A 15163-nucleotide genomic window follows, 5' to 3' on the forward strand; every position below is an offset into this window, starting at 1 on the left:
GGTGCTCACTTCGGTGTGACGACGCCGGTCTCGTAGGCCAGTACGACCGCCTGGGCGCGGTCGCGCAGTCCGAGCTTCGCGAGAACCTTGCCGACATGCGTTTTCACGGTCTGCTCGGCCAGGAACAGTGAACCTGCTATCTCCGAGTTGGACATACCGGTCGCGATCAGTTCGAGAACCTCGCGTTCCCGCGGAGTCAGATCACTCAGACGCGGAGACGTGTGGCGCCGCGCTCCCCGACGGGAGGTGACGTCGGCGATGAGCCGTCTCGTCACCGACGGTGCCAGCAACGCGTCGCCTGCGGCGACGACCCGAACACCTCTGATCAACTCCTCGGCCGGCGCATCCTTGAGGAGAAAACCACTCGCTCCGAGAGCCAGAGCCTCGTAGACGTAATCGTCGATGTCGAACGTCGTCAGCATCAGAATGCGCACCGGCGACGGAAGTGACGCAGAGAGAATCGCCCGAGCAGCATCGAGACCGTTCATCTCGGGCATCCGGACGTCCATCAGCACCACGTCGGGCAACAGCCGGGCGACCTCGCTGACCGCGGTCCTGCCGTTGTCGGCGTCTCCGACCACCGAGATATCGGCTTGAGCACCGAGAAGTGCACCGAACCCCTGCCGCACCATTGCTTGGTCGTCGGCGATGAACACCGTTGTAGCCACGCGCAACAGCCTAGGCGAGTTCGTTCCGGAAAACCGATGCCGCCGAGATCGGCATGCCGTTCGGAACGTGTACCGCGACCTCGAATCCGCCGTCGGGCAGAGGGGTGGCATGAAGCCAGCCGTGCGCCGCGCGTGCACGATCGCGCATACCCGATATCCCGTGCCCACCGGTATCGGGTCGAGTGGTGCGTTCGACACCGGCGCTCGGTGGAGGCGCATTGACCACGGTCATGACGACGGTGCTCGGCCCCACGGTGATGTCGACGGTCACCGCTGCCTCGGGGGCGTGCCGAGCGGCATTGGACAGCGACTCCTGCAGAATTCGGTACAGCGCCAAACCTGTTGTGTCGGCTACCGATTCGACCTGCCCAGTGACAGTCCACCGCACGTCCATACCGGCCTTGCGGCTCGCGTGCAAGGTACGTTCGAGATCGAGTGCGTTCGGTGCCGGCGCGTCCTGCCACTGCTGTCCGTCGCTGCGCAGCACACCCAGCATTCCCCGGATCTCGTTGAGCGCCTCCCGTGCGGTGGCCGCGATCGACTCGAATTCCACTGCTGCAGAGACGGACACGTCATCGAGTCGGTACGGCGCACTCTGCGCCTGCACCACGACCATCGACATGTGGTGCGCAACGACGTCGTGCAGATCGCGGGCGATCTTGGCTTTCTCCTCGAGTACGGTGCGTCGGGTGCGCTCGAGCTCACTGACTTCCTCTTGCTGCGCGAGCTGCCTACGGGAGAGAACGAGCCAGCGGATCAACAGTCCGAACACCACGACCGCAGTCAGACCCACCGCCCAGCCGACGCCGTCCGAGCCCGGCATGTAGGCGAAGAACACCAGCATGCTGGCCAACCAGGCCACGAGCAGTACCGACACCGGCGAGCGCAGAGCGACGGCGAACAACAACGCCAGAAGGACGAGTACGTGCACTACCTGCCACGGGTAGTCGTAGCCGGGAACGCGGTCGAACGCTACCGGGATCACCAGAGCGAACAGCGCCGAGACGGCCCATCCCAGTGCGGGATTGACGCGGATCAACGCGAACGGAAACGCGGCCAGTGCGCCGACGATGGGCAGTAGCGGACCCGAGACCTCGTGTGTGACCGGCAAAGTCGGCCACGCAATCGAATACAGCATTGCCGTGACCGCCACGATCAGCACGTCGATCGAGCGGAATCCACCGATTCGAGTCGGCACTCGACGCCGCACCGCTGTGAGCTCGCCTTTTGCTGATCTGTTCTTGCGCACGCACCGAGCCTAGGGAGTGCGGGCCGACGAGGTCGTCATACCTGGGTATCAGTTCCGTGCAGTATCCAGGTATCGGTAGGACCCTCCGAACGTCCGAGGCAGGCACAGCAGAACGAGACTTCGGCGCGATGTTCGATGAGTCCCCGGCTCCCTAGCGTCGAAAGCCATGAACAGGAACACTTCTCGCGCCGTGATGGGCGCGGTCGCAGCGATGGTGGCGGTGATGGCGACAACCGGCGCAGCATCGACACCACCGGCCGCCGACACGACTTCACTTGTCGCGGTCTCGGTACACGCACTGGTCACCGAGTCCGCGGACGCCGCCGCCCTGACCATCCCCGACGACTTCGGGTCCGTGATGGGGTACCGCCCGCGGGTGCAGGACGGCATGGCGGAGAACCCTCGCGGTGACTGCTCGTCACCGGTCCCGCTGCCGTCCGAGTTCGATTCCGCATGCAAGGCCCACGATCTGGGCTACGACCTGATCCGGTACGCCGCTGCGACAGGGACAACAGTGGACCCGCAGTGGCGCAGATCGATCGATGCCCAGCTGGAAGAGCGCATGCACGCCGCCTGCACGGACCGGACCGACGACGGGCCTCGCCAGATCTGCAATGCTGCCGCATCGGTGGCTGCCACGGCCGTCGACGTCAATTCCTGGCGACAGTCCTTCGGCGCACCTGTGTCCGAGCCCGCGCTGCCGTTCGCGGCGGTCGGCGCGGGCATCGCTCTGATTGCGCTGTCGGTCATCGCAACCGACCGATATGCGCGCCGACGCCGGCTGTCCACCGAACCGGTGTCCCGGCCGATCGAACCCGCATGATCGCGCCGGTCGTCGGAGTCACCGGAATTGCCGATACGGCTACCCCGTCCACCCCGCCTGCGACGAGTGTCCTACTCCCCCGAATCGGCACCTCGGTGGCACTCACCGTTGCGGTGATGGTGTCGTCGGCTCCCTCCTTGCTCCCCCGTCCGGCCGTCACCCAGGCCTTGCTCACCGGCGTGCTGATGGCGAGTGCGCTCGCGGTCGCATGGTCGGCCCGTCGCGCGTTCGGCTCACCCACACCCGCTCGACCACGTCTGCAAGCCTGGTCGGCGAGTGCAGGCACACTGATGTCGATCGGTTCGATGACCGCGAACGTCATGTGGCAGAATCGATTACGGGTCGCCATGGATGTCGGGACGGTGAACTGGCGGTACGCAGCGGAGGTCGCGGCAGGGGCAATCTGCGTTGCAGTGGTTCTCTGCGGACTCGGCCGTGCGGCCACCGGGTTCGGCTGCGCACTCGGCGGGGGTCGAACGATGATCCTGATTGCCGTCGCAGGCCTTCTGTCGTATTCCGTTGCCGCGCCCACGGTCGGGTCTGTCATCCGAAACTCGTTCTCGGCCTCGAACTCCGTTGTAGACGAGACGATGCTCGCTCCGAGTTCGAACGCGAGATCAGGAGCTCCGTCCTCGCTCGTCCCGTGGCGCACGCTCGGCAGAGAGGGCAGGAAGTTCGTCTCCGGCGGTCTCGATCCCAGCACCGTGCGGGTCTACGTAGGGCTCGATTCGGCCCCGACACTCGATCAGCGAGTCGCGTCGGCCGTCGCCGACATGGATCGAGCCGGTGCATTTCAGCGCAGCGTCGTGATCGTCGCGATACCGACCGGATCGGGGTGGGTGGACGAGAACGCTGTCACCGGTGCCGAAAGCAGATTCGGCGGTGATGTCGCCACCGTGGCGGTGCAGTACTCGAACGCGCCCAGTTGGGCGACATTCCTGTTCGCCGAGGACGACGCGCGCAGTTCCGCGGACGCGGTGGTTCGCGCGGTCGCGGAGCGCGCGGCATCGGAACCTACACCGCCCGACGTCATCGTGTACGGCCAGAGTTTGGGCGCGGTGGCGGGCAGCGACGCATATCTCTCTATCGGGCGGAGCAATCCGGGTGTCTGCGGTGCCGTCTGGGCGGGACCGCCCGCCGGAGCCGTGAACACCGAGGGCGCAACGGTACTGGCGAATTCTTCGGACCCGGTGGTTCGATGGTCGGCCGACCTGCTGTGGTCACCACCGAACACGTCCAATACCCGACCCGACGCACCGATGCCGATGTGGCTCCCGATCGTCGGCTTCGTCCAGACGTCCGTCGATCTCGCCGCTGCGCTCGATGTCGGTGCCGGTCACGGCCATCGGTACGGAACCGACCAGGGCACCACGATGCACCGGTGTCGTTGATGGTGGTACTCCGAGACGACACCGTGCGTCAGTCGAGCAGACCCACGCGCCCGCCGAGCCAGTCCATCTCCTGTTCCAGCGCCGGAGCCCAGACCTGCATCGAGTGTCCACCGGGCAGCTCGCTGTAGTGCACGTCGAGGCCCGCAGCCTCTGCTGCCCTGTACGCTCGCTCGGTCTGCGGCCGGAACTCTTCGTCGTCGGCTCCCACGACGAAGGCACCGGCCGAATCGGGAAAGCTGGTGCGCGAGAGTATGTTCAGCGGAGTCGTGCGCTCGAAACGCGCCTCGTTCGCCGGGGTGTCCGTGCCGTATGCCGCTGCAACGGATTCACTTCTCGTGCCCCGACGTTGCTCGTCCTCACCGGAGATATCGAGAAAGGTGGGGTACACCGACGGTGCCGTCACCGCCAGCTGCAGCGCGCACGTTCCCCCATAGGAATAGCCGCCGACCGCCCAGGCCCTCGGATCCGAGGACACCCGAAAATTCGACCGAATCCACTGCGGCACATCGACCGACAAGTACGTCGCGGCATTTCCGAGATCCGAATCCATGCACATCGGATTCGCCTCGGTGTCCCCCAGGCCGTCGGCCACCACGACGATCGGGGCCGCGCCGCCGTGACGTGCTGCGAAGTCGTCCATCGTCTGGGCCAGACGACCACCCTCGATCCAGTCGACGACATGACCGGGTTGACCGGTGAGCAGCACCAGCACCGGTAGGTCGCTCGCGCCGGCATCGTACGACGCCGGAACGTAGACGGTCGCGGACCGCGCGGCGAAGTGCGACACCGTGCCCGGCACGTCCACGTCGACCAACCTGCCGGTGCCCTCGGCCTGCACGGCCGGTCGGTGGCCCAGTGCCACGGCCGCCGTCGGGTATCGAGTGACGGTCAGATTGGTGAGCACTGTCGCCGCCACCAGAAGCGAGGCACCGAGACCGAGAGCGCTCAGCGCGCCGAACACCGTTCCCAGGGCTCGGCCCCGCCGGACCCTCAGGACGACAGCAAGGACCAGAACCGCCGCCACGACAGCGGTCGCAGTCAACGCGACCGCGGGCACTGCACCGGACAGCAGGGGCAGATGAGCCAGATCGGCAGCCCACCGATGCAGCACCTCGAACTACCTCAGATCGCCGCGAGCGGCCTCGTATGCGGCACCTACGCGGTAGAGCCGCTCGTCCGCGAACGCCGGAGCCATGATCTGCAGACCCACGGGAAGTCCGTCCTCGGAGGCGAGACCCGACGGTACCGACATCGCGCAATGACCCGCGAGGTTCGTCGGCAGCGTGCAGAGGTCGTTGAGGTACATCGCCATCGGATCGTCCACCTTGTCCCCCAACGGGAATGCCGTCGTCGGGGTCGTCGGCGACACCAGCACGTCGACCTTCTCGTATGCGGCATCGAAGTCACGGGCGATCAACGTGCGCACCTTGAGGGCCGAGCCGTAATAGGCGTCATAGTATCCCGCGGACAGGGCGTACGTCCCGATCATGATGCGACGCTTGACTTCCGGTCCGAACCCCTGCGCGCGCGTGGTGGCCATGACCTGCTCGGCGCTGTGCTTGCCGTCGTCGCCCGCCCGCAATCCGTACCGCATGCCGTCGAACCGAGCCAGGTTGGACGACACCTCCGACGGAAGAATCAGGTAGTAGGCGGCCAATGCGTGCACGAAGTTGGGGCACGACACCTCGACCACCTCGGCACCGAGTTCGGTGAGTGTCGCCACTGCGGTATCGAAGGACGAGATGACACCCGGCTGGTACTTGTCCGAGTGCAGTTCCTTGACGACACCGACGCGCACGCCCGTCAGGTCACCGCGAGCACCCTCACGTGCCGCTGCGACCACCGGTCGAACTGCCGTCTCCACCGACGTGGAGTCCCGCGCGTCGTATCCGGCGATGACCTCGTGCAGCAACGCGGTGTCGAGCACGGTCCGGCCACACGGGCCGCCCTGATCGAGTGACGAGGCACAGGCGATCAGTCCGTAGCGCGAGACGCTGCCGTAGGTCGGCTTGGTTCCCACTGTGCCGGTCAGTGCCGCCGGCTGACGGATCGATCCGCCGGTGTCGGTGCCGATGGCCAGCGGGGCCTGGTACGACGCGAGCGCCGCAGCGCTGCCGCCGCCCGAGCCGCCGGGGATGCGGGTGGTGTCCCAGGGGTTCTTGGTCGGTCCGTAAGCCGAGTTCTCGGTGGACGAGCCCATCGCGAACTCGTCCATGTTGGTCTTGCCCAGCACCGGAATGCCTGCTGCGCGCAGCTTGGTGGTCAGCGTCGCGTCGTACGGCGACATCCACCCGTCCAGAATCTTGGATCCGGCCGTCGTCGGCATGTCGGTCGTGGTGAACACGTCCTTGAGGGCCAACGGCACGCCGGCCAGAGCCGATGCCGGTGCATGTCCCGCAGTCAATCCCGCATCGACGTCGGTCGCCGCTGCGAGCGCCTCGGCTCCTGCGACATGCAGAAAAGCGTGCAGGTCGCCATCGACCTCGGAGATTCGGTCGAGATGCGCCCGAGTCACCTCGACGGCGCTGATCTCACGCGCGTGGATACGGGTGGCGAGCTCGGACGCGTCGAGCTTCGTCAGGTCGGTCATTCGCTCTCTCCCAGAATCTGCGGCACCGCGAAACGGCCCTCCTCGGCGTTCGGTGCACCGGACAGCGATTGCTCCGGCGTCAGGCCGGGAACGATCACGTCGGGACGCGTCACATTCACGATGTCACTGGGGTTGGCCGTCGGCGGAACGTCGTCCGTCGCCACCTCCGCCACTGCCTTGACGTGATGAAGAATCGAATCCAACTGGCCGGCGAACTCGTCGAGTTCGGCGTCGCTGAGAGCCAAGCGCGACAGCCGGGCGAGGTGAGCGACCTCGTCGCGGGAGATGTCTGGCACCGCGTAGACCCCTTTCAGACAGTAGGAGCGGAGCCTGCAGAAGCGGCCCCGTATTCGTACAGAGCGAACCGCGCTGGTTCGCGAACGCCGTCCAGCCTAGTGCGCAGCATTACGCAGGCTTCACTCACTCCTCGTGGCCGCGTGGAGTGTCGGAATTGTCACGGCCCGCGTTGCGCGACGTACCGGACAGGTCGAAGATGCAAGGATTGCTCGAGCCGGGGTGCATCTTGTTCCCAGGAGTGGAGCCTGCGGAACGACCCCAGAGCGAAATACCACCTGCCGGCAACGACCGATGACGCTGGGGTGGCCGAAGTACATCAGAAGTCGAAAGGGAGCGTGACATGTCCTACCTGCTCCGCGTCCAACTGCCGGACCGGCCGGGCAGCCTCGGATCGTTGGCCGTCGCGCTCGGTTCGGTCGGGGCGGACATCCTCTCCCTCGACGTCATCGAACGCGGCGACGGCTACGCAGTCGACGATCTGGTGGTCGACGTTGCTCCGGGTTCGCTTCCGGACACGCTGATCACTGCGGCCGAGAACCTCACAGATGTCCGGGTCGATTCCATCCGCCCGTACACCGGCGTCCTCGACACGCACCGCGAACTGGAATTGATCGATCGCGTCGCAGCGGCGTCCGACGATCGACTTCAGGTGCTCGTCGACGGAGCTCCCCGCGTCCTTCGAGTGGGGTGGAGCACTGTCGTCGCCACCAACGCGCACGGCCCGTTCCGTCTGGTGGGCAGCTCGGGGGCTCCCGAGACTCACGCCGCGGAGCTACCGTGGTTCCCGCTGCACGCCCCCGCCGCTCTGGATTCCGACGCCGAGTGGGTGCCCCAGGTATGGCGCGACATGGACACCAAGATCGCCGCCGCGCCTCTCGGCAACACCGGCACCGTGCTGATGCTGGGCAGGCCTGGAGGCCCGGAGTTCAGGCCCTCGGAGGTTGCCCGGCTCGGCTATCTCGCCGGCATCGTCGCGACGGTACTGAACTGACGCGACCGAACTGACACGACCGGCCCGATCAGTCCGCCGAACCGGGTTCTGCGTCGGTCGGAGCCACCGCGTCGGGTCCCTCGGTCAACAGCAGGGTGAATCCCGCTTCGTCGAGCACCGGCACGCCGAGCTCGATTGCCTTGTCGTGCTTGGACCCAGGAGCTTCGCCGACGACCACGAACGCTGTCTTCTTGGACACCGAACCTGCGGCCTTGCCACCTCGCAGCAGAATCGCTTCCTTGGCCTCGTCGCGTGAGTAGGACGTCAGCGACCCGGTGACCACGATCGACAGCCCCTCGAGATTGCGGTCGATCGACGCATCGCGCTCGTCTTCCATTCGCACGCCCGCGGCCCGCCACTTGTCGACGATGGCGCGGTGCCAGTCGACCTCGAACCACTCGGAGACCGCGGCCGCGATGGTGCCGCCCACCCCGTCGACCGCCGAGAGTTCCTCGACGGACGCTGCCCGGATCCGCTCGAGGCTGCCGAACTCCCCCGCCAGTGCGCGGGCTGCGGACGGCCCCACGTGTCGAATCGACAGACTGACGAGCACCCGCCACAGCGGCTGGTTCCGTGCGGTGGCCAGGTTGTCGAGCAACTTACGACCGGTGGCAGACAACGCCCCGGACTTGGTGCGAAAGATCGCCGTCTTCATCAGGTCGTCTTCGGTGAGCGAGAACAGATCGCCTTCGTCGTCGATCGCACCGGTGGCCAGGAGGTCGGATGCGGCCTCGTAGCCCAGACCCTCGATGTCGAATCGCTGCCGCTCGGCGACGAAGAACACTCGCTCGCGACGTTGCGCCGGGCAGAACTGCGAGTTGGGGCACCGCAGGTCGGCGTCGCCCTCCTTGGCCGGGGCCAGGGGCGTCGAGCACTCCGGGCACTCGGTGGGCATGACGAACTCGGTCTCGTCACCGGTCCTGGCGTCGACGACGGGGCCGAGAACCTCCGGAATGACCTCTCCCGCTTTGCGAATGGTCACGGTGTCGCCGATCAGAACGCCCTTGCGCTTGACCTCCGAGCCGTTGTGCAGCGTCGCGAGCGACACCGTGGAGCCGGCCACGAGTACCGGCGTCATGTACGCGAACGGCGTCACTCGGCCCGTCCGGCCCACGCTGACGCGGATGTCGAGCAGCGTCGTGGTGACTTCCTCGGGTGGGTACTTGTACGCGATGGCCCACCGCGGCGCGCGAGACGTCGTCCCGAGTCGACGATGCAGCGACATGTCGTCGATCTTGACGACCAGGCCGTCGATTTCGTGTTCGACGTCGTGTCGGTGCTGGTCCCAGTAGACGACTTTCTCGATGACGGCGTCGACGCCTCGCACGCGGGTCGTGTGGGTGGAAATGGGCAGACCCCAGGCGCGGAGTGCCTCGTAGGCGTGCCACTGCGACTCGGGTGTGAACCCCACCATGCGGCCGAAGCCGTGGCAGATCATTCCCAGACGACGCTTGGAGGTGACCGCCGGATTCTTCTGTCGCAGCGACCCGGCCGCCGAGTTCCGTGGATTCGCGAACGGGGGCTTGCCCTCTGCCACGAGTGAGGCGTTGAGCGCCTGGAAGTCCTCCAGCCGGAAGAAGACCTCGCCGCGCACTTCCAACAACTCCGGCACGGGGTACTGCTCGCTACCCGTCAGGGTGTCCGGGATGTCCTCGATCGTGCGTGCGTTGAGCGTCACGTCCTCACCGGTACGTCCGTCGCCTCGGGTGGCGCCGCGCACGAGCGTGCCGTTCTCGTACACCAGATTCAGTGCAACGCCGTCGATCTTGACCTCGCACAGATACTCCAGATCCGGCCCTGCCTCGGTCTCGACCCGTTTGGCCCAGGCACGAAGCTCGTCGTGATCGAACACGTTGTCCAAGCTCAACATTCGTTCCAGATGGTCGACGGCGGTGAATTCCGTCGCGAAGCCACCCCCGACGAGTTGCGTCGGTGAATCCGCCGTGCGCAGATCCGGGTGCGCCTCTTCCAGATCGTTCAGCTCACGCAGCAGCGCATCGAACTCGCCGTCGGACACGAGCGGCGCATCGCGAACGTAGTAGCGGAACTGATGACCGCGCACTTCCTCGGCCAGCATCTGCCATCGCTCGCGATCGGCCGACGACGCGGCGTCGAGTTCGACATCGACGGTCCCTGCGGTCTCGTCGTTTCCTACGGGCGGTTCGGTCGATTCGGGCACGTGTCGAAGATTATCCGACCCCACCGACAGAGTGGCACCGGCTGCAGCGCAGCGACTACCGTCCCATCAGACCCAGCAACAGCGTCGCGGCGACGATCGCCACCGCACAGATACCGGCGGTCAATGCGAAGCCGGTCACGAAGGAGTCGGCGTAGATGCCGCCGAGCACGGAGGCCATCACCGACAACAGCACTCCGGCGGGTAGTCCACGTCGCTGGGCATCCGATAGCCGATACATCGCACGATCATCGCAGAGGTCGCACCCGAGCACACCGGCGCATCGAACGACGTCGGTTCGAGGCCTCAGATCTCGTCGATGACCAAGCTGTTTCCACCGGACTGCTTGGACCGGTACATCGCCGCGTCCGCCGTGCGGGCTGCTCTGCCGACCACCGACTTGCCCACGTCCCACAGAGCCGAGTCTTCGCGCAACAACGCCATTCCCACACTGACGGTGACGGGGATGTCGTCACGGCGGTCCCAGAGCACTCGAACGACATCGAAGCCGAGATCGACCATCCCCCGCGCATCACCGACCATGGCGACGAGGAACTCCTCGCCACCGGTTCGGGCGAGCACTCCGCCCTGATGCCGGACCAAGCGGCGCAGCCGATCGGCGACCCGCACGATCACTTCGTCGCCGCGGCTGTGCCCGAATCGGTCGTTGACCGACTTGAACTTGTCGATGTCGACAACCAGGAAGGCCATGGACATACCCCGCTTGCTGGCCTGGTGCCACAGGTCCAGCAGTTCGCTGTCGATGCCCCGCCGGTTGTACACCCCGGTCAGTGGATCGAGAACCGACCGCTTGGCGTCGTTGGACAGCGTCGTCCACGCCACTTGAGCGAATACGGGTACTCCCACTGTCGCCAGAAGGAGAACCACCGTCGCGGTCGCGACAGCGGGTCCGTCGATGGAGTCCACCTCGCCGTCCATCACCGACAGGAAGGTCTCAACGCCGAACCCGATGATGAACGTCGCGGTCCACACGAGGTGCGCCACCAGCAGTCGCGGACTGAGGAAGTAGGTGCAGAACGCTCCGGTGACTGCGAACAGCACGGTTCCGATCAGCGACGCGACAGGTGCGTACAGAATCAACACCGAGGTCGTGAGAATGTCCCCGAAGGCCAGAAACACGACGAAGAATTTCTTCCCCGGCAGCGGTCCGAGGACGCACCGTGCGGCGACGAACACCTGAGTGACGAGAACGAAGAAAACCCATCCGATCGCCACGCTGCCCTGAGGACCGAGGTCGCTGAACAGCATCAGAATCGAGGTGAGGGCATAGATCGTGGTGGCGGTGCCGAACACGGCACGAATGATCCCGGTCAGCGGACGGGTCGACCGGTGATTGAGGATCCACTCGAAATCGTGCGGGGCCCGGTACCAGTCGGAGGTGGCCGCGGCCAGTTTCGCGAGGAGACCTCGGCGGTGCCTGCCGGAACGCCGGAGGGAGGCAACCTCATCGAAGTCCCGACCACCTGATGCCATTTCCGAACTCCCACGTATTCAACAGACCCCCAACGGCCATGTGAATAGTGTCACACCTGTTCGGCGTCCTGACGGGAGTGGGCTCGATCGGCAGAAGACCCCGGTCTTTCACTCCGACCGGCTGTGGGATCTCACAAAGAATCGGGTGAGTCTCCGAACGCGGCAGCCACGTCGCGGGCGAGTCCTGTTGCGCGACGGGCCCACTCCGGTGTGCTGCCGGCCAATCCACATGCAGGCGTCACAGAGATACGGGAGGCGAGAACCGATCTGTCGAAACCGAGTCGGTCGATCAACGTGACACCCGGCTCGGCCAGTTCACGCCAATGGGGTGGTCGCACGGGGGCTTCGGACGGAATCAACCCGAGCATCAGCGTCTTGCCGGATTGCAGCAGCTCACCGATTCCGTCGAAGTCGCTGCGGCGCAGCGCAGTCGCGTCGACGGCGACCGCGACGGCACGCGAACGACGAAGCAGGTCGAACGGAACGTCGCCGGCGCAGCAATGCACCGCAACGGGAAGGTCGATCGTCTCGATCAGCGAATCCAGCAGGTCGAGAACATCCGGTTCCGGGACCGCCCGCACCGAATCGAGCCCGGTGATGCCCGTCAGGCTACCGGCCAGAACGGCTGCGAGACTGGGTTCGTCGAGCTGAACGAGGACCTCGACTCCGAGCCGACGCGTCAACTCCGCGCAGTGCAGGCGCAGTCCTTCGCCGAGGGATTCGGCGAAATGCCGCAGCGCCCCGCGATCGGTCAGGGCCCGATGCCCGTGCCGAAGTTCGACCTGCGCTGCCATCGTGAACGGACCGGCGGCCTGGACCTTGATGGTGCGGCCGCTGCCGCGAAGCCCCGACACCTCCCACAGTTCCTCGAGTACGTCGAGGTCCTCGGCCAGGAAATCGGTCGCCCGGCGACCGGCGAGCATCGGACGTGGAACGACCCGATAGCCGGAGGTGCGCACGTCCAGTTCGACGTCGACCATGATGGCTCCGGTGCGACCGATCATGTCGGCACCCAGGCCGCGGGCCGGAAGTTCGACGATGTGCGGTAGCTCGGTGAACTCCCCGACGACGACTGCCGCGGCCTCACGGATGTCGGTGCCCGGCCACGAACCGATGCCGGTCGACAGTCCAGCGAAATCGCTCGGTGTCACTCGCGCTCGGATCGAGTGCCCGAAATGGTCGAGCTACCGATGACGATGTCTCCGTGAATGTCCTTGCGGTACAGCACCGCTGCCTGCCCCTTGGCCACACCGGTCAGTGGAGCCCGCAGTTGGATCTCCATACCGTCGCCCGCTGCCTCGGCGACGGCCTCGGTTAGTCCGCCGTGTGCGCGAACCTGGACGACGCACTCGATGGGGCCGGTCGGGGCGGTACCTTCGGTCCATACCGCGCGGTCTCCGCTGATCGCCCAGACGTCGAGCTTCTGCGCAGAGCCGACCATGACCGTGCCACTGTCGGGTTCGATCGACGTCACGTAGCGGGGACGGCCGTCCGCGGCCGGTCCTTCCACGCCGAGACCCTTGCGCTGGCCGATGGTGAAGCCGTGCACGCCCTCGTGATCCGCCAGTTCGACTCCGGTCTCGGAGTCGACGACCTTGCCCGGGCGCACGCCGATACGGGCACCGAGGAATGCGCGAGTGTCGCCCGAAGGGATGAAGCAGATGTCGTGACTGTCGGGCTTGTCGGCGACGGCCAAGCCACGCTCGGCAGCCTCCTCACGAATCTCCGACTTCGGGGTGTCTCCGATGGGGAACATCGCACGCGAGAGCTGCGCCTGGTTCAGTACGGCCAACACGTACGACTGGTCCTTGTCCGCATCCACGGCGCGGCGCAGCACTCCGTCGTGCAGCTGCGCGTAATGCCCGGTCGCGACGGCATCGAAGCCCAGCGCGAGAGCGCGGTCCGCCAGAGCGGAGAACTTGATCTTCTCGTTGCAGCGCAGGCACGGGTTCGGGGTCTCACCGGCGGCATAGGAGGCGACGAAATCGTCGATGACGTCCTCTTTGAAGCGATCGGCAAAATCCCATACGTAGAAGGGGATCCCGAGTACGTCGGCAGCTCGGCGAGCGTCACCCGCGTCTTCCTTGGAGCAGCAACCACGCGAACCGGTGCGCAGTGCGCCCGGAGCGGTCGACAGAGCCAGGTGCACGCCGACGACGTCGTGGCCATCGTCCACGGCACGGGCCGCGGCAACAGCCGAGTCGACTCCCCCGCTTATAGCAGCCAGAACACGCATCAGCGATTTCCTCCTCGAGCTCCGACGCCGGCCAATCCGGCGGCACGAGCGCGTTCGACGACCTGCGGCAGAGCCGCAAGCACAGTGGTGACGTCCGATTCGGACGAGCCGGTTCCCAGCGAGAACCGCAGTGATCCACGGGCGACGGCCGGATCGCACCCGAGCGCAATCAAGACATGACTGGCGCTGGCCACGCCTGCGGTACACGCCGAGCCCGTCGAGCATTCTATGCCTGCCGCATCGAGCAGCATCAACAAGGAATCACCCTCGCACCCGGGAAAGGTGAAGTGCACGTTCCCGGCCAGCCGGTCGTCGCCTTCCGGCCCGTTGAGGATCGCGTCGGGAACGGCGTCTCTGATTCCGTCGATCAACCGATCGCGGAGCGCTCTCAGTTCTGCGCGGTGCCGCACCGAGTTCTCGACGGTCGACCGCAGTGCAGCTGCCATCGCGACGACGCCCGCAGTGTCCGGGGTGCCCGATCGAACGTCTCGCTCGTGCCCCCCGCCGTGGAAGAGCGGAACACACGGGACCTGGCGGCCGAGCAGCAGCGCTCCGACGCCCTGGGGTCCACCGAATTTGTGTGCGGCGATACTGAGCGCGGACAGGCCGCTCTCGGCGAACCCGACGGGCAGATGCGGCACGGCCTGGACCGCATCGCTGTGCATCGGGACCCCGTACTCGGCGGCCACGGCAGCGAGCTCGGCGATCGGCATGACGGTGCCGATCTCGTTGTTGGCCCACATCACGGTGACGAGTGCGGTTTCGTCGGCATGCAGGGCCAGCTCGGCGCGCAGCGCGTCCGGAGTGACCCGCCCCTCCGCGTCGACCGGGAGCCAGGTGACACTCGCACCGTCGTGTGCGACGAGCCACTCCACCGCGTCGAGCACCGCGTGATGCTCCACCGAGCTGGCGATGATCCTGGTCAGTGCGGCATCGGAGTCTCGACGTGCGGCGAAGATGCCCTTGACGGCGAGGTTGTCACTCTCGGTGCCACCGGAGGTGAAGATCACCTCGGACGGGCGCGCACCCAGGTCGGCGGCGATCGACTCGCGAGATTCCTCCACCCGACGCCGAGCGGACCGACCGGAGGTGTGCAGCGAGGACGCGTTGCCCACCGTGGCGAACACAGAGGTCATCGCCTCGATCGCGCTCGGCAGCATCGGGGTCGTCGCTGCGTGATCGAGGTACACCGGTGGCCGCGGCGGGACGGGAGCAGTCGTACTGCGCACAGAAGGCATAACAGGCTAA

The 15163-nt window shown here is 66.3% G+C and carries 14 protein-coding genes; 3 read left to right on the top strand and 11 right to left on the bottom strand.

From position 1 onward, the window contains the following. Positions 1-5: 5 nt before the first annotated feature. Positions 6-668 (bottom strand): response regulator, encoded by a 663-nt coding sequence (locus CH295_RS24540; RefSeq protein ID WP_037189750.1) that lies wholly within the window; start codon positions 666-668, stop codon positions 6-8. Positions 669-678: 10 nt separating this feature from the next. Then, the gene (locus CH295_RS24545) at positions 679-1806 is read right to left on the bottom strand and encodes a sensor histidine kinase (protein ID WP_094742222.1); all 1128 of its coding nucleotides are present in this window, start codon (positions 1804-1806) and stop codon (positions 679-681) included. Positions 1807-2083: 277 nt separating this feature from the next. Here CH295_RS24545 and CH295_RS24550 point away from each other — a divergent pair, with 277 nt between their 5' ends. Further along, positions 2084-2740, top strand: coding sequence for a hypothetical protein (locus CH295_RS24550; RefSeq protein ID WP_252342160.1), 657 nt, complete (start codon positions 2084-2086; stop codon positions 2738-2740). Beyond that, positions 2737-4131, top strand: a complete 1395-nt coding sequence (locus tag CH295_RS24555) for an alpha/beta-hydrolase family protein (RefSeq protein ID WP_094742105.1) — start codon at positions 2737-2739, stop codon at positions 4129-4131. The genes CH295_RS24550 and CH295_RS24555 overlap by 4 nt, the downstream gene beginning before the upstream one ends. A gap of 28 nt (positions 4132-4159) precedes the next feature. Here the strand turns inward: CH295_RS24555 and CH295_RS24560 are convergent, their stop codons facing one another. From CH295_RS24560 to gatC, 3 genes are read right to left on the bottom strand one after another with little or no spacing between them, the layout of a single operon-like run. Next, complete coding sequence (locus CH295_RS24560; protein ID WP_094742106.1) at positions 4160-5242, bottom strand: alpha/beta hydrolase; 1083 nt, start codon at positions 5240-5242, stop codon at positions 4160-4162. 6 nt (positions 5243-5248) lie between these two features. Further along, positions 5249-6721, bottom strand: coding sequence for an Asp-tRNA(Asn)/Glu-tRNA(Gln) amidotransferase subunit GatA (gene gatA, locus CH295_RS24565; protein ID WP_094742107.1), 1473 nt, complete (start codon positions 6719-6721; stop codon positions 5249-5251). Continuing rightward, positions 6718-7017: an Asp-tRNA(Asn)/Glu-tRNA(Gln) amidotransferase subunit GatC gene (gatC, locus tag CH295_RS24570; RefSeq protein WP_068045762.1), complete on the bottom strand. Its 300-nt coding sequence runs from the start codon at positions 7015-7017 to the stop codon at positions 6718-6720. Before gatC ends, gatA begins: the two co-directional genes overlap by 4 nt. A gap of 341 nt (positions 7018-7358) precedes the next feature. Here gatC and CH295_RS24575 point away from each other — a divergent pair, with 341 nt between their 5' ends. Further along, on the top strand, positions 7359-8009 hold the full coding sequence (locus CH295_RS24575) for an ACT domain-containing protein (RefSeq protein ID WP_037189761.1): 651 nt from the start codon (positions 7359-7361) through the stop codon (positions 8007-8009). Positions 8010-8037: 28 nt separating this feature from the next. Here the strand turns inward: CH295_RS24575 and ligA are convergent, their stop codons facing one another. From ligA to CH295_RS24605, 6 genes are all read right to left on the bottom strand, one after another. Next, on the bottom strand, positions 8038-10188 hold the full coding sequence (ligA, locus tag CH295_RS24580) for an NAD-dependent DNA ligase LigA (protein WP_288143200.1): 2151 nt from the start codon (positions 10186-10188) through the stop codon (positions 8038-8040). A 55-nt stretch (positions 10189-10243) separates the two neighbouring features. Then, complete coding sequence (locus CH295_RS24585; RefSeq protein ID WP_032398339.1) at positions 10244-10426, bottom strand: hypothetical protein; 183 nt, start codon at positions 10424-10426, stop codon at positions 10244-10246. A 65-nt stretch (positions 10427-10491) separates the two neighbouring features. Beyond that, positions 10492-11679 (bottom strand): GGDEF domain-containing protein, encoded by a 1188-nt coding sequence (locus CH295_RS24590; protein ID WP_094742108.1) that lies wholly within the window; start codon positions 11677-11679, stop codon positions 10492-10494. A 131-nt stretch (positions 11680-11810) separates the two neighbouring features. Further along, positions 11811-12830: a methionine synthase gene (locus CH295_RS24595; protein WP_094634179.1), complete on the bottom strand. Its 1020-nt coding sequence runs from the start codon at positions 12828-12830 to the stop codon at positions 11811-11813. Then, complete coding sequence (gene mnmA / locus CH295_RS24600; RefSeq protein ID WP_094742109.1) at positions 12827-13915, bottom strand: tRNA 2-thiouridine(34) synthase MnmA; 1089 nt, start codon at positions 13913-13915, stop codon at positions 12827-12829. The genes CH295_RS24595 and mnmA overlap by 4 nt, the downstream gene beginning before the upstream one ends. Next, positions 13915-15153: a cysteine desulfurase family protein gene (locus CH295_RS24605; protein WP_094634178.1), complete on the bottom strand. Its 1239-nt coding sequence runs from the start codon at positions 15151-15153 to the stop codon at positions 13915-13917. The genes mnmA and CH295_RS24605 overlap by 1 nt, the downstream gene beginning before the upstream one ends. Between the last annotated feature and the right edge of the window lie 10 nt (positions 15154-15163).

Origin of the sequence: Rhodococcus sp. 14-2483-1-2 (assembly GCF_002259405.1) — a bacterium.
Classification (GTDB): Bacteria; Actinomycetota; Actinomycetes; order Mycobacteriales; family Mycobacteriaceae; genus Rhodococcoides.

Coding starts and splice junctions, on each gene's coding strand:
- CH295_RS24545 (WP_094742222.1), bottom strand. CDS start 1,806: ATGCTGTATTCGATTGCGTGGCCGACTTTGCCGGTCACACACGAGGTC.
- CH295_RS24550 (WP_252342160.1), top strand. CDS start 2,084: ATGAACAGGAACACTTCTCGCGCCGTGATGGGCGCGGTCGCAGCGATG.
- CH295_RS24555 (WP_094742105.1), top strand. CDS start 2,737: ATGATCGCGCCGGTCGTCGGAGTCACCGGAATTGCCGATACGGCTACC.
- gatA (WP_094742107.1), bottom strand. CDS start 6,721: ATGACCGACCTGACGAAGCTCGACGCGTCCGAGCTCGCCACCCGTATC.
- CH295_RS24575 (WP_037189761.1), top strand. CDS start 7,359: ATGTCCTACCTGCTCCGCGTCCAACTGCCGGACCGGCCGGGCAGCCTC.
- CH295_RS24585 (WP_032398339.1), bottom strand. CDS start 10,426: ATGTATCGGCTATCGGATGCCCAGCGACGTGGACTACCCGCCGGAGTG.
- CH295_RS24590 (WP_094742108.1), bottom strand. CDS start 11,679: ATGGCATCAGGTGGTCGGGACTTCGATGAGGTTGCCTCCCTCCGGCGT.
- mnmA (WP_094742109.1), bottom strand. CDS start 13,915: ATGCGTGTTCTGGCTGCTATAAGCGGGGGAGTCGACTCGGCTGTTGCC.
- CH295_RS24605 (WP_094634178.1), bottom strand. CDS start 15,153: ATGCCTTCTGTGCGCAGTACGACTGCTCCCGTCCCGCCGCGGCCACCG.